Below are 13,949 nucleotides of genomic sequence, written 5' to 3'. Positions count from 1 at the left end.
ACCGTACGACCAGCCCGTCGCGCGGACGGCGGCGAACGACCAGCCCGGCCCGGCGCCCCGGGACGCGGCCATAACCTGGCTGCGTCAGCCCGCATCCCTCTGCCATCAGGGAGTACCTCGTGGCCGCAGAAGACCTCAACGCCGAAGCATGGCTCACGTACGGCCGACGCCAGTTGGCGCGCGCGTACGTTCCGCCCGTTCCCGAGCGATTGGAGTGGACTCCCTGGCCGGGGGTCGGCCCGGGTGCGGAGATCCTCGGTGACATCACCGGCAAGCGCGTCCTGGACATCGGCTCCGGCGCCGGCCACCACGCCGTGCACCTGGCCCGCACGCACGGTGCGCTGGTCACCGCGGTCGAACGGTCCCCCACGCAAGCCCGACGCGCGACCAGCACGCACGCGGGCACTCCGGGCGTGCGGTTCGTGCAGGGCGATGTGGTCGACCACCTCCGCGACGCCGAACCCTACGATGCCGCGTACGCCATCAACAGCCTGGCCTTCACCGACCCGCACCGCTGTCTGCCCGTGCTGCGCGATGGTCTGCGGCCCGGTGCGCCTCTGGTCCTCTCCCTCCTCCACACGGATCTGCACGGCCGCGGCCCGTCCACGGCGCTCGCTCCACGCGAGGAAATGATCAGGCTCCGGGACGACCCGCCCCTGCCCACCCGCATGTGGGTCCTGGCACCGCAGCTGTGGGAGGACCTGCTCACCGAGTACGGCTTCCGCGTCGAGGCCGTCGACCTCCTGCGTTCCGGTGACGAGACGAACCCCGTGGTGCAGCAGCTCATCCGGGCCCGCCGCCTCCCCGGCCAACCCCCACGCGTATCGAGCCGCCCCCGCACCGCGCGGCCGCCCGTCCCGCACGCGGCGATCGGCGTCGGCGCCATCCTCCTCAGCGGCCAGGCCGTGCTCCTGGGCCGCCACCGTCGTGGCACCCTCGAACTGCCGGGCGGAACGGTGGAGGCCGGGGAATCCCTGGAGGAAACCGTCACCCGTGAACTCGCCGAGGAAACCGGTCTGATCGCACGGACCGACGACGTCACGCTCCTGGGCACGCTCGTCGACCACGTCGGAGACGTCGTACGCGTCACCGTCGGCGCCCTGGTGACGGCTTGGGAAGGCCGGCCGGCCACGCAGCCCGACGAGAGTGTCGGCGACTGGGCCTGGTACCCGCTGGACCAGCTCCCTGACGGCCTGTTCGTGTGCAGCGCGCAGATCCTCACCGCCTGGCGCCCCGACCTGCCCATCGACCACACCCCGGCGCACTTCAGTCCCTACGCCGGCCGCACGGCGTGCGCGACGACCCCGATGCCCGACCCGCTCGCGAAGGAGCCGCATGACGGCCGTCACCGCCACTCCTGACCACTGGGAACCGCTGTGGGCGGGCGGCTGCCGGTACCGGCAGGTCGGCCCCGCCGAGACCACGCTCCTGTCGGAGTACCTCGGCCGCGGATCCGGACGTTCTGCGCTGCTACGCCCTCCGCCCCTGAGGCCACGGCCCGCTGGGTCAGAGGCTGGTGAAAGTCCACAGGAGGTTGGTGCTGCTGTCGTACGTCCACTGCTTTGCGACGGATCCCGAGGCCACGTCGCCGCCTCCGTCGAGGACCAGGCCGGTGGTGCGGTTGGCGATGGAATAGCGGCCGTCCCCGCGGTGGGTGATGGTCCACTGCTGGTCGCTGCCGCCGTTCCAGGCCGCCTGCCGCACCGCTGAGCCGTCGGACGTGGCGCCCCAGCCGTCGGCGACCATGCCGTTGGCGCGGTTGACCAGCTTGTAGTAGCCGCCGGTGACCTCGACCGCCTGCCACTGCAGGTTGGGGCTGCCGTCCCAGGTCCACTGCTTGAGGTTGGATCCGGAGGCGACGTCGCCCCCGCTGTCCAGGGCCAGGCCGTCGGTGACGTTGGTGATCCGGAAGTACGTCGACGGGTCGAACTGGACCTTCAGCGAGGTGATCTTGTCGTTGTTGCCGGTGACCCGGAGGTCGGGGCTGTCGGCGGTGAAGGTCCAGGAGGTGCCGGTGAAGTTGCCGCCCGAGTAGCCGATGAGCCGGTAGCCGGGGGCCAGCCGGAGGGAGGAGAGGGTGCGGGCGCCCAGCCCGGCCGAGGTCAGCTGGTCCGCGGTGTAATCGCCTACGGCGAGCACTGCGGCGGTGCCGGAGTAGTCGACGTCCTTGAAGGCGACCGCGCCGGCGAGCGGCCGCAGGCCGGGGATCGAACCGGAGAAGGCGAGCTTCAGGACGTAGGCGCCCGCGCTGTACGGGGCCGAGGACGGCAGGGTCACCGTCAGGCCGGTCGAGTCCTGCCTCGGCGTCGCCAGGCCGATGTAGTTGCCGGCGGTCGAGTCGAGGAGCTTCACCGAGGTCAGCGACGAGAGGTCGATCCGGTCGGAGCTGAGGGTCCTGATCGTCAGCGAGCCGCCGGGCCAGCCGAGGACGGTGGCGTACAGGACGTTGCCCGCCTTGTTGCGGGTGAAGCGGATGTCCTGGGCGGTGCCGGCCGTGGGTTTGGTGAACGAGCCGCCGCCCATCTTCGTCGGCCCCTCGCCGTACGCCGTCCACGCACGCGTCGAGTACACCGACTCCCCGAAGCGCTTCAGGTGGTCGCCTATGCCCAGCAGGACGTCCTTCTGCGCCTGCGGAATCGTGCCGTCGGCCATCGGCGCGATGTTCAGCAGCATGTTGCCGTTCTTGCTGACCCGGTCGAGGAACGCGTGCAGCATCTGCTGCGTGCTGTAGTACCCGATGCCCTGGGTGTAGCACCAACTGCTGCTGGAGATGCTGTCGTCGGTGAGCCAGTACGGGGCGGTGATGTCGGCGGGGCCACCGCGCTCGTAGTCGAAGACCTCCCCCTTCGCGTCGAGCCCGTCCTTGTACGTGGCGACGACCTCGCGGCCCCAGTCGTTCGCCTGGTTGTAGTAGTAGGAGAGGAATCTCAGGCGCTGCGTCTCGTCGACGGCGTCGAGCTTGAAGTCCTGCCAGAGGATGTCGGGCCGGGCGAGGTCGATGACCTCCTTGAGCTTGTCGTACCAGAGCTGGTTCTCCTCCGCCGAACTCAGCTGGCCGTAGAGCTTCCTGAGGCTGCTGTCGGTCTGGGCGGGGGCGTACTCGTAGTAACCGTTGAAGTTGTACGCGTGGTGCATGGCCACCAACAGCTTGAGGCCCTTGGCGCGGATGGCCGTGGTGAAGAGCTGGAGCAGGTTCAGCCCCGGCCCCTTGTCCACCGAGTTCCACTCGTTGACCTGGCTGTTCCACATGGAGAAGCCGTCGTGGTGCTCGGCGACGGGCCCGGCGAACCTGGCGCCGGCGTCGACGAACAGCTGGGCCCACTCGTCGGGGTCGAAGTTCCCGCCCGCCGACTTCAGCTTCGGCGCGAACTTCACGGTGTTGCCCGCGAGGTCCCGCGCCCCGTCGATGAAGTTGTGGAACGGCCACACCGACGGGTCGCCGTAGGTCGCGACATGGTGCTTGTTGGCGTTGCTCCCGCTCGCGTACATGTTGCGCGGGTACCACTCGCTGTCGTAGGCGGGAACGCTGAAGGCGCCCCAGTGGAAGTAGATGCCGAACTTGGCGTCCTGGAACCACTCCGGGGCCGGCGGGTGCTGGTCGACCGAATGCCAGTCAGGGGTGTAGGTGCTGGGCGCGGCCTGGGCGACGCCCGCGCCGAACACGCCTCCGGCGACGGCCACCGCCGCCACGGACGTGGCACCGGCCAGGAACTGGCGCCTGTTGATCGGACTCGACGAACTCGACATGGAACATCCCTGTGGGGGAGGGGACTGGGGCGTCAGCTGTTACGCATGAAGGTCGGTCATGTGTCCGTCGAATGTCAACGGGCGTGCAGGGATGAAAGGCATGACCGGACGAGGCGTTCTGCTTGGTTTCATGATGTTCATCCAAATTTTTCCCCACTCAGACATGGCATGTCTGGGCGATGCGAGGTGACTGGATCACACCGGCAGTGAAGCTGATATTGATGGGATGGATTCGCTTCGCTGGCCCTCTAGGCACGACCAGCTGACCACAGTGAACTGCAACGTCGCAGAATTACGCCCGGAAGCCTGGACAACCATCGACCGCAGGCCTATACATACATCCCATCTCTCCGAGAGAGTGACGCACAGACACCGCTCAGCCGAATCGTCTCCCGCTCCGGGACCAGCGCGAGGAAGTATCGATGAGACTCAGAACCGTGCTCTGTTCCACCGCTTCCGCACTGTCCGCACTGACGCTGCTCAGCGCATGCGGCGGCTCCGGCGCCGCCGCCACGTCGAGCGACCGGCCGCTGGTCGGCGTGGACTACCCGCGCTCCGACACCGACTTCTGGAACTCGTACATCAAGTACACGCCGAAGTACGGGGCGCAGCTTGGCCTCTCCCTCAAGACCACCAACTCGCAGAACGACGTCGCCAAGCTCACCGCCAACGCGCAGACGTTCATCAGCCAGGGCGTCAAGGGCATCGCGATGGCCCCGCAGGACACCGCGGCCATCGCGCCGACCCTGGCACAGCTGGACGCGAAGAAGATCCCGGTCGTCACCGTCGACACCCGCCCGGACACCGGCAAGGTCTTCATGGTGGTCCGGGCCGACAACCGCGCGTACGGCGAGAAGGCGTGCAAGTACCTGGGCACCAAGCTCGGGGGCAAGGGCCAGGTCGTGATGCTGGAGGGCGGGCTCGACTCCATCAACGGCCGTGACCGCACCGAGGCGTTCAACGAGTGCGTGAAGGCGAACTACCCCGGCATCAAGGTGTTCGGCGAGGCCACCAACTGGGACGGCGCGGTGGCCGCACAGAAACTGCAGACCGATCTGACCGCCCACCCGGACATCAGGGGCGTCTACATGGAGTCCAGCTTCGCCCTGTCCGGCACCCTGCAAGTACTCAAGCAGAAAGGGCTGTTGGTCGGCCCGAAGGACAAGAAGCACGTGTTCGTCGTCTCCAACGACGGCATCCCCGAGGAACTGAAGTCCATCGCCGCGGGCAAGATCGACGCCACCGTCTCCCAGCCGGCCGACCTCTACGCCAAGTACGCCCTGTACTACGTGAAGGCCGCGATCGACGGGAAGACGTTCAAGCCCGGCAGGACCGACCACGACAGCACCATAGTCCAGGTCCGCGAGGGCCTGCTGGAGGACCAGCTCTCCGCCCCGCTCGTCACCGCCGACGGCGGTACCTACGGCGGCATTCCCAGCCTCAAGAGCGACGACAAGTCCCTCTGGGGCAACAACCTCGGCTGACGGTCCCGAACCCATGCGACGGCTCACGAACACAAGGCGGTTGAGATGAGCGACGGGGAGCGGGCAGCCGGCCCCGCGCCCGCCCCGGCGGACAGCGGGCGGGTCCCGGCCGATCCACCCGTCGTCGAGGCGACGGGCATTGTCAAACGATTCGGTCCGACGGTCGCCCTGAACGGCGCCCGGATCACCATCCGGACCGGCGAGACGCACGCGCTCGTCGGCCGCAACGGAGCCGGCAAGTCGACCCTGGTGTCCGTCCTCACCGGACTCCAGGCTCCCGACGAGGGAACGGTCGCCTTCGGCGGCACCCCGGCTCCCCGGCTGGGCGACCGCGACGCCTGGCGGCAGCGCGTGGCCTGTGTCTACCAGAAGTCGACCATCATCCCGACCCTGACCGTGGCCGAGAACCTCTTCCTCAACCGGTACGGCCACGGACGGGGCAGGCTGATCAGCTGGCAGGGCGTGCGCCGCCGGGCGCAGGACCTGCTGTCGGCCTGGCAGGTGGACGTGGATCCGCAGACCCCGGCCGGCGAACTCGACGTCGAACAGCGGCAGTTCGTCGAGATCGCCCGCGCCCTGTCCTTCGGCGCCCGCTTCATCGTCCTCGACGAACCGACCGCCCAGCTCGACGGCGCGGCGATCAACCGGCTCTTCGACCGGATCCGCGACCTGCAACAGCATGGCGTGACCTTCCTGTTCATCAGCCACCACCTGCAGGAGGTCTACGAGATCTGCGACATGGTGACGGTGTTCCGGGACGCCCGCCACATCCTGACCGCGCCGGTCGCGGAACTCCCCCGCGCCGAGCTCGTCGCCGCCATGACCGGCGAGGCGGCGGCGGACCGGCACGAGGAGCGGGAGAGCACCGCCGACGCCGGCGCCACGGCAGCGCTGAGTGTGCGGGGGCTGACCGGCGAGACCTACGGCGACGTCACCTTTCAGGTGGGCGCCGGCGAGATCGTGGGCCTCGCGGGGGCGGCCGGCAGCGGTCGTACGGAGGTCGCCGAGACCGTCGTGGGTCTGCGCGCGGCCCGGGCCGGAGAGGTGGAGATCGCCGGCCGGCGGCCACGGCCCGGCAGTGTGCCGGCGGCGCTCGCGGCCGGTGCCGGGTTCGTCCCGCAGGACCGGCACCACCAGGGGCTCGTGCCCGGCATGTCGATCGCGGACAACGCCACCCTGTCCGTGCCGAAGCGGCTCGGGCGAGGTGGTTTCCTGAGCCGCGGCCGCAGGGACCGGCTCGCCGAGGGCATGATCGAGCACCTGGCGATCAAGACTCCCGGACCCGAGCTGCCCGTCTCCGCGCTGTCCGGAGGCAACCAGCAGAAGGTCGTCATGGCCCGCGCCCTCGCCGACGATCCCCGGCTGCTGGTCCTGATCAGTCCGACCGCGGGTGTGGACGTGCGGTCCAAGGAGTTCCTCCTCGACAAGGTGGAGGAGACCGCGCGCAACGGCACCGGAGTGCTCATCGCCTCCGACGAACTCGACGACCTGCGCATGTGCGACCGGGTCCTGGTGATGTTCCAGGGCCGTGTGACCTCGGAGATCGCCCGCGGCTGGCACGACCACGATCTGGTCGCCGCGATGGAGGGAGTGGACCTGCATGCTCGAAGCGAAGCCTGAAAGCGTCCTCAAGGACGCGCCCGCGCCGCGGACCACCGGCCGCGGTGCCGGGCGGCGTGGGCTGTTCGGCGGCCGGATACCGGTGGCGCGACTGCGCGACCTCGCGCTCGTCCCCGCGATCGTGGTCATCGCCGTCGTCGGCCAGATCGTCAACCCGGTGTTCCTGCAGGCCGACAATCTCATCAACGTACTGCAGACCATGTCCGAGATGGCCCTGCTGGTCCTCGCCCAGACGATGATCCTGATCGTCAAGAAGATGGACCTGTCGCTGGAATCCACCATGGGCCTCGCGCCCGGCGCCGCGGCCTGGCTCGTGGTGCCGGCCGGCGCGGGCCACGGGCTCGGACTGCTCTCCGGCGCCTGGGCGGTCCCCGTCACGCTGGCCGTGGGCGTGCTGGTCGGCGTGATCAACGCCCTGCTGATCATCCGCTTCGGCCTCAACGGTTTCATCGTCACCCTCGGCATGCTGATCGTGCTGCGCGGCATCCTCACCGGCATCTCCGGCGGTCAGACCTTCTTCCAGCTGCCGGAGTCGATGCTCTACCTGGGCACCGCCGAATGGTTCGGGATGCCCGCCTCCATCTGGATCTGCCTGCTGCTGTTCGCCGTCGCCGTCGTCGTCCTCGGCTGGACCGGCTTCGGCCGCTCGCTGTACGCCATCGGCGGCAACGTCGACGCAGCGAAGGCGGCCGGCATCCGCACCGACCGGGTGCTGTGGATCGTCATCGTCACCGGCAGCACGCTCGCCGCCCTCGCCGGGCTGCTGCTCTCCGGGCGTCTGGCCTCGGTCGCGTCCGCGCAGGGCAACGGCTACATCTTCACCGTGTTCGCCGCCGCCGTCATCGGGGGGATCAGCCTCAACGGCGGCAAGGGCACCGTGTTCGGGGCCTTCAGCGGCATCCTGCTGCTCTTCATGATCCAGAACGTGCTGACCCTGGCCGGTGTCCCCGCCCAGTGGATCGGCGCCCTCAACGGCCTGATCATCCTGGTCGCGCTGACCATCTCGCGCATCACGGGCGGCAAGGTACAGGACTGATCCCGCCGCCCCCTCTCGTCGCAGGGCCGTGTACCCCCTGCTCCCACAGGAGTCGCCATGTCCTCCGCTGTGTCCCCGCCACCGACATCCGCTCGCATCACCGCCCTGGACGTCCTCGACGTACGCTTCCCGACCTCCGAGCACCTGGACGGCTCGGACGCGATGAACCCCGAACCCGACTACTCGGCCGCCTACGTCGTGCTGCGCACCGACGCCACCGACGGGCTGGAGGGGCACGCGCTCGCCTTCACGACCGGACGCGGCAACGACGCGCAGGCCGCCGCCATCGCCACGCTCGCCCCGCATGTGGTCGGCCTGTCCGTGGAGGAGGTCTGCGCCGACCTGGGGGCTTTCTCGCGCGGCCTCGTCCACGATCCCCAACTGCGCTGGCTGGGCCCGGAGAAGGGCGCCATCCACATGGCCACGGGGGCGGTCGTCAACGCCGCCTGGGACCTGGCCGCGAAGCGTGCGGGCAAGCCCGTCTGGCGCTTCCTCGGCGAGATGTCACCTGAGGAGATCGTCGCGCAGGTCGACTTCCGCTGGCTCAGTGACGCGCTCACCCCCGAGGAGGCGCTGCGGATCCTGCGCCGCGCCGAACCGGGCCGGCAGGAGCGTACCGACCGTCTGCTGGAGCACGGCTACCCCGCCTACACCACCACCCCCGGCTGGCTCGGTTACTCCGACGAGAAGCTGGCCCGCCTGGCCCGCGAGGCCGTCGCCGACGGTTTCACCCAGATCAAGCTGAAGGTCGGCGCGTCCCTGGAGGACGACGTACGGCGCATGCGTGTGGCACGCGAGACCGTCGGCGACGGCATCCGCATCGCGGTCGACGCCAACCAGCGCTGGGACGTCGGCCCCGCGATCGACTGGGTGCGGGCGCTGGCCCCGTACGACCCGTACTGGATCGAGGAGCCCACCTCCCCCGACGACATCCTCGGCCATGCCGCCGTCCGCAAGGCCGTCAGCCCCGTCAAGGTCGCCACCGGCGAACACGTCGCCAACCGGGTCGTCTTCAAGCAGCTCCTCCAGGCCGGCGCGGTCGACATCGTGCAGATCGACTCCGCGCGGGTCGGCGGCGTCAGCGAGAACATCGCGATCCTGCTGCTCGCCGCGAAGTTCGGGGTGCCGGTCTGCCCGCACGCCGGTGGTGTCGGTCTGTGCGAGATGGTGCAGCACCTGTCGATGTTCGACTACGTCGCCGTGTCCGGCACCCTCGAGAACCGGGTCATCGAGTACGTCGACCACCTGCACGAGCACTTCGTCGACCCGGTGCGCATCGCCGACGGCCACTACCTCGCCCCGACCGTGCCCGGGCTCGGCGCGCAGATGCACCCGGAGTCCCTGAAGGAGTACACGTACCCCGACGGCCCTGTCTGGTCCGCCCGTGTCTGACGTGCCGTACCCCTGCGACGCCGCCCGGTCCCCCGACCCGGCGCCGGCCGTCGTGACCGCCGGCATCCGTACCCACGACAACCTGCCGCTGACCATCGGTGTCCGCGCGGAAGGGACCCTGACCCCACGATGACACTCGCAGTGCGCTACACCGCCGCGCGAACCCTGGACACGGCACCCGTCGACACCTCACCGCCCGGCCCCGGCGAGGTCGAACTGGCTCCCGCCTACGTCGGCATCTGCGGCACCGACCTGCACATCTTCCACGGCGACATGGACGCCCGGGTCAGCGCACCGGCCGTGCTCGGGCACGAGATGTCCGGCCGGATCGTGCGCGTCGGACCGGACGTGGAGGGCTGGCGACCGGGCGACGCGGTGACCGTGATGCCGCTGCGCTGGGACGGCACGTGCCCCGCCTGCCGGGCCGGCCACCGGCACATCTGCGGGAAGCTCGACTTCATCGGCATCGACTCCCCCGGCGCGATGCAGCAGCGCTGGACCGTGCCCGCCGCCACGCTCGTCCGGCTGCCGACGTCCCTCCGACTGGACCGCGCCGCCCTCGTGGAACCCACCGCCGTGGCCGTGCACGACGTGGGCCGGGCAGGAGTGCGGGACGGCGAGCGGGTCGTCGTGGTCGGCGGCGGCCCGGTCGGCGTCCTCATCGCGCTCGTCGCACGGGCGGCCGGAGCCGAGGTCCGGGTCGTGGAGCCGAGCCCGTACCGGCGGTTGCTCGCCGAGGAACTGGGCCTGAGCACCTGGGATCCCGCCGCCGACGACATGCCCGCGCTGCTGCGGCGGTGGACCGGCGACGCCGGTGCGGACGTCGCCTTCGAGGTGTCCGGCGCCGCGGGCGGCGTGGCGACCGCGGTCGAGGTGCTGGGCGTACGCGGCCGGTTGTGCCTGGTGGCCATCCACCCCCGGCCACGGGAGGTCGACCTGCACCGCTTCTTCTGGCGCGAACTCACCCTCGTCGGCGCCCGGTTGTACGACCGTGCCGACTTCGAGCGGGCCGTGGCACTGGTCGCCGACGGCACCGTCCCCGCCGACCGGCTGATCAGCAAGGTCGTGCCGCTGGCCGAGGCACCGGCCGCGTTCCGGGCTCTGGAGGGCGGCGGCGACGTGATGAAGATCCTGGTGGACTGCGCCGACGGGGCCCAGGGAACCACCGAGGTGCGGGGAGCCGCCGTATGAACGCCTTCGACCTCACCGGCAGGCTGGCCGTCGTCACCGGCGCCCGCCGTGGCATCGGGCGGGCCATCGCGCGCGCGCTCGCCGAAGCCGGCGCCGACGTCATCGGGGTCAGCGCCTCGCTGGAGGCGTCCGGCAGCGACGTGGAGAAGGACGTCGTCGGCGCGGGACGCTCCTTCGAGGCGATCCGCACCGACTTCGCCGACCCGCGGGCCGTGCGCGACCTGGGCGCCGATCTGGCCGGCCGGGAGCGTCCGGTGGACATCCTGGTCAACAACGCGGGCACGATCCGGCGCGCACCGGCCGCCGAACACCCCGACTCAGACTGGGAGTTGGTCCTCCAGGTGAACCTCAGCGCCCAGTTCGCGCTCACCCGTGCCGTGGGCGCGACGATGGTGGCCCGCGGACAAGGAAAGGTCGTTTTCACCGCGTCGCTGCTCAGTTTCCAGGGCGGCATCACCGTGCCCGGCTACACGGCCGCCAAGCACGGCATCGCCGGTCTCACCAAGGCACTGGCCAACGAGTGGGCCCCGCACGGGGTCAACGTCAACGCCATCGCCCCGGGATACATCGCCACCGACAACACCCGGGCGCTGCGGGACGACCCGGTCCGCAGCAAGGCGATCCTGGACCGTATCCCGGCGGGCCGCTGGGGCAGCGCCGACGACCTCTCGGGTGCCGCCGTCTTCCTGGCCTCGGACGCCGCCGCCTACGTCCACGGCACGGTCCTGCCCGTCGACGGCGGGTGGCTGGGCAGATGACCGTGAGGCGTCGGCCCGTCGCGCGCCGGAGGATCGGCGACACCCCTGTCGAGCTCACCGCGCTCGGCTTCGGCGCCTCCGGCATCGGCAACCTCTACGAAGCCATCCCTCCCCGCGACGCGGAGACCGCTGTCGAGGCGGCGTGGGAGGCCGGCATCCGGTACTTCGACACGGCACCGCACTACGGCCTCGGCCTGTCCGAGCGGCGCCTGGGCGCGGCACTGCGGCGCCGGCCGCGTGCGGGGTACGTCGTCTCCTCGAAGGCCGGCCGGCTGCTCGTGCCCAACGAGCGGCCTCGCGGCAGCGACGACCAGGGTTTCGTGGTACGGGACGATCTACGCAGACAGTGGGACTTCAGCCGCGACGGGGTGCTGCGCTCCATCGAGGAGACCTTGGAGCGCATGAGTCTGGACCGCCTCGACGTCGTCTGTCTGCACGATCCCGACGACCACTGGGAGCAGGCCGCCGGGGAGGCCATGCCCGCCCTGGCGGAACTGCGCGTCCTGGGGGTGATCGGCGCGATCGGCACCGGCATGAACCAGTCGGCCATGGCGGCCCGCTTCCTGCGCGAGACCGCCGCCGACGTCGTGATGCTCGCCGGGCGCTACACGCTCCTCGACCAGTCGGCGCTGGACGACGTGCTGCCCGCGGCCCAGGAGTCGGGCAAGAGCGTGGTGGCCGTCGGCGTGTTCAACTCGGGGCTGCTCTCCCGGGACCGGCCCGCCGAGGGCATGAAGTACGACTACCGGGACGCCCCGCCGGCTCTGGTCGCCCGCCCTGGCGCTCGCCGAGATCTGCGAGGCGCACGGCACGACCCTGCCGGCCGCCGCGATCGCCTTCCCGTACACGCATCCAAGTATCATCAATGTCACCCTCGGTATGCGGAATGCGGAGCAGGTCGTACGAAACGTGGAACTCCACCGTCAGCACATCCCCCAAGGCCTCTGGGACGATCTTCGTGCCCACGGGCTGATCAGGGCTGACGTGCCGACGGCGAACGCGCGGGAAAGGGGTTCGCGGTGTCTTTGACGGACAGGGCGATCGAGCAGATCCGTGAGCTGATCAGCACCGGGGCGCTGCCTCCGGGGTCGAAGCTCCCACCGGAGCCGGACCTGGCCGCCCAACTGGGCCTGTCCCGCAACCTCGCCCGTGAGGCGGTCAAGGCGCTGGCCGTCGCGCGGGTCCTGGAGGTCCGCCGGGGCGACGGAACATATGTGACCAGTCTTCAGCCGAGCCTCCTCCTGGAGGGGCTCGGCGGAGCGGTGGAACTGCTGCAGGGTGACTCCGCCGCCCTGCAGGACCTCATGGAGACTCGGCGCCTCCTCGAACCGGTCGCCACGGCACTGGCCGCCACCCGGATCTCGGACGACCAACTGGCCGAGGTCAAAAAGCACTTGGACGCCATGCGCGAGGCCCGTGACGACGTCGAACGGCTCAACGCCCATGACGCGGCCTTCCACCGAGCCGTCATCTCGGCCACCGGGAACGAGACCCTCCTCACGCTCCTCGAGGGCATCTCCGGGCGCACACTGCGCGCCCGCATCTGGCGCGGTCTGGTCGACGACCAGGCCGCGGGCCGCACCCTGGCCGAACACGAAGCGATCTTCAGGGCGCTGTCCCACCGCGACGCCGCCCTGAGCCAGGCCGCCGCGCTGCTGCACGTGAGCACCACCGAGCAGTGGCTGAGGGAACATCTGCGTTCGAACGACACCCTGTGATCCCGGCCGTCTCGATCGCTCACGCCCACCGTCAAGGGATGTTTTGGTTCACGCCTGAGCGCGGCGCAGATCGTCGGCCGCCTCTCGGACGGTGGGGAGCAGGGCGGCCACCGGTGGGCTGTCCAGGGAGCCCTCGCGCACGACGAGGGTGATCCTGCGGACGGGCCGGATTCCCTCCAGGGTGACGCGGGCGACCGGGTGGCCCGGACGGCCGGGAACCAGGTCGGGCGCCAACGCGACGCCCCAGCCCAGCGACACCAGTGCGAGGACCGCCTGCATGTCCGCGATGTCGGAGACGACGTCGGGGACGAAACCGGCGTCGGCACACAGGTGCAGGGCCAGTTTCCCGAGCCTGGACGTGCGGTCCAGCAGCCACGGCTCCTGCGCGAACTCGGCGAGGGTGCGCGTCCCTTCCGCCCGGGCAAGCGGATGGCCGGGCGCGATGACGAGACGGATGCGGTCGCTGATCACCTCCTCCTCGTACAGGCCCGGCACCGCGGGCTCGGGTACCTGCGGATAGCCGGTGGCCAGGACGGCGTCGAGCTGTCCGAGGCGGACCGTCCGACGGCCCTCGTCGGGATCCACCCCGTGGAGGGTGATGCGCAGCTCCGGATGCCGTTCGCGCAGCCGGTTCAGCGCCGGCACCAGCAGCGCCGGTCCCTCGTGCAGCGGCACACCGACCCGCAGTTCGCCGGTGACCTTGCCGTCCTCCCGGGCGAGGAGGTGCGCCTGGGCCGTCTCGAGTGCGGCGAGGATCCGCTCCGTGTGCTCCACGAGCAACCGCCCGGAGGCGGTGAGTTCGGCTCGCCTGCTGCCCCGGTCCAGGAGCGCGGTGCCGGTCTCCGCCTCCAGGGCGGACAACTGCTGGGAGACCGCCGAACGCGTGTAGTTGAGCGCCTGCGCCGCCGCGGCGATCGATCCCCGGGCCCCTACCTCGCGCAGCAGTACGAGTTTCCGCACGTCCAGCACCGTCACCCTCGCTAACGCGTCCGGTCAGGAAGTA

11 protein-coding genes and 1 pseudogene are annotated in these 13,949 nt (G+C 70.4%); 10 read left to right on the top strand and 2 right to left on the bottom strand.

Annotated elements, in window-relative coordinates; all coding sequences use genetic code 11:
- The first annotated feature begins 119 nt into the window (after window positions 1-119).
- Window positions 120-1,361, top strand: a complete 1,242-nt coding sequence (locus tag ACFYZQ_RS26920; RefSeq protein ID WP_389152673.1) for an NUDIX domain-containing protein — start codon at window positions 120-122, stop codon at window positions 1,359-1,361.
- 145 nt (window positions 1,362-1,506) lie between these two features.
- Here the strand turns inward: ACFYZQ_RS26920 and ACFYZQ_RS26915 are convergent, their stop codons facing one another.
- Entirely contained in the window at window positions 1,507-3,747 is a 2,241-nt protein-coding gene (locus tag ACFYZQ_RS26915) for an alpha-L-fucosidase (protein ID WP_389152671.1), read from the bottom strand.
- Window positions 3,748-4,169: 422 nt separating this feature from the next.
- Between ACFYZQ_RS26915 and ACFYZQ_RS26910 the strand changes: the two genes are divergently transcribed.
- The 9 genes and pseudogenes from ACFYZQ_RS26910 (at window position 4,170) to ACFYZQ_RS26870 (ending at window position 12,946) form a co-directional block, all read left to right on the top strand.
- Entirely contained in the window at window positions 4,170-5,231 is a 1,062-nt protein-coding gene (locus tag ACFYZQ_RS26910; RefSeq protein WP_389152669.1) for a sugar ABC transporter substrate-binding protein, read from the top strand.
- Window positions 5,232-5,276: 45 nt separating this feature from the next.
- The gene (locus tag ACFYZQ_RS26905) at window positions 5,277-6,851 is read left to right on the top strand and encodes a sugar ABC transporter ATP-binding protein (RefSeq protein ID WP_389152666.1); all 1,575 of its coding nucleotides are present in this window, start codon (window positions 5,277-5,279) and stop codon (window positions 6,849-6,851) included.
- On the top strand, window positions 6,832-7,887 hold the full coding sequence (locus ACFYZQ_RS26900) for an ABC transporter permease (RefSeq protein ID WP_389152663.1): 1,056 nt from the start codon (window positions 6,832-6,834) through the stop codon (window positions 7,885-7,887). The genes ACFYZQ_RS26905 and ACFYZQ_RS26900 overlap by 20 nt, the downstream gene beginning before the upstream one ends.
- 57 nt (window positions 7,888-7,944) lie before the next feature.
- Entirely contained in the window at window positions 7,945-9,279 is a 1,335-nt protein-coding gene (locus ACFYZQ_RS26895; RefSeq protein WP_389152660.1) for an L-fuconate dehydratase, read from the top strand.
- Window positions 9,272-9,412 (top strand): hypothetical protein, encoded by a 141-nt coding sequence (locus tag ACFYZQ_RS26890; protein ID WP_389152657.1) that lies wholly within the window; start codon window positions 9,272-9,274, stop codon window positions 9,410-9,412. The genes ACFYZQ_RS26895 and ACFYZQ_RS26890 overlap by 8 nt, the downstream gene beginning before the upstream one ends.
- Window positions 9,409-10,470, top strand: a complete 1,062-nt coding sequence (locus ACFYZQ_RS26885; protein WP_389152654.1) for a zinc-binding dehydrogenase — start codon at window positions 9,409-9,411, stop codon at window positions 10,468-10,470. Before ACFYZQ_RS26890 ends, ACFYZQ_RS26885 begins: the two co-directional genes overlap by 4 nt.
- A complete protein-coding gene (locus ACFYZQ_RS26880; RefSeq protein ID WP_389152651.1) occupies window positions 10,467-11,228 on the top strand; it encodes an SDR family oxidoreductase in 762 nt (253 codons plus the stop codon). The genes ACFYZQ_RS26885 and ACFYZQ_RS26880 overlap by 4 nt, the downstream gene beginning before the upstream one ends.
- A pseudogene (locus tag ACFYZQ_RS26875) lies at window positions 11,225-12,257 on the top strand (aldo/keto reductase). The gene ACFYZQ_RS26880 and the pseudogene ACFYZQ_RS26875 overlap by 4 nt, the downstream one beginning before the upstream one ends.
- The gene (locus ACFYZQ_RS26870) at window positions 12,248-12,946 is read left to right on the top strand and encodes a FadR/GntR family transcriptional regulator (RefSeq protein ID WP_389152648.1); all 699 of its coding nucleotides are present in this window, start codon (window positions 12,248-12,250) and stop codon (window positions 12,944-12,946) included. The pseudogene ACFYZQ_RS26875 and the gene ACFYZQ_RS26870 overlap by 10 nt, the downstream one beginning before the upstream one ends.
- A gap of 48 nt (window positions 12,947-12,994) precedes the next feature.
- On the opposite strand, the gene ACFYZQ_RS26865 is transcribed toward ACFYZQ_RS26870, so the two are convergent.
- Window positions 12,995-13,921 carry a LysR family transcriptional regulator gene (locus ACFYZQ_RS26865; RefSeq protein ID WP_389152646.1) on the bottom strand — a complete coding sequence of 309 codons (927 nt, stop codon included), beginning with the start codon at window positions 13,919-13,921 and terminating at the stop codon, window positions 12,995-12,997.
- Window positions 13,922-13,949: the final 28 nt, after the last annotated feature.

The organism is Streptomyces sp. NPDC001843 (assembly GCF_042891955.1).
GTDB lineage: Bacteria > Actinomycetota > Actinomycetes > Streptomycetales > Streptomycetaceae > Streptomyces.
The sequence above is the reverse complement of the archived record's forward strand: the minus strand, read 5'-3'. Positions and strand labels throughout refer to the sequence as shown.

Bases quoted from the DNA above. Each gene is read 5' to 3' on its own strand.
- ACFYZQ_RS26915 (WP_389152671.1), bottom strand. From the start codon at position 3,747: ATGTCGAGTTCGTCGAGTCCGATCAACAGGCGCCAGTTCCTGGCCGGT.
- ACFYZQ_RS26910 (WP_389152669.1), top strand. From the start codon at position 4,170: ATGAGACTCAGAACCGTGCTCTGTTCCACCGCTTCCGCACTGTCCGCA.
- ACFYZQ_RS26905 (WP_389152666.1), top strand. From the start codon at position 5,277: ATGAGCGACGGGGAGCGGGCAGCCGGCCCCGCGCCCGCCCCGGCGGAC.
- ACFYZQ_RS26900 (WP_389152663.1), top strand. From the start codon at position 6,832: ATGCTCGAAGCGAAGCCTGAAAGCGTCCTCAAGGACGCGCCCGCGCCG.
- ACFYZQ_RS26895 (WP_389152660.1), top strand. From the start codon at position 7,945: ATGTCCTCCGCTGTGTCCCCGCCACCGACATCCGCTCGCATCACCGCC.
- ACFYZQ_RS26885 (WP_389152654.1), top strand. From the start codon at position 9,409: ATGACACTCGCAGTGCGCTACACCGCCGCGCGAACCCTGGACACGGCA.
- ACFYZQ_RS26880 (WP_389152651.1), top strand. From the start codon at position 10,467: ATGAACGCCTTCGACCTCACCGGCAGGCTGGCCGTCGTCACCGGCGCC.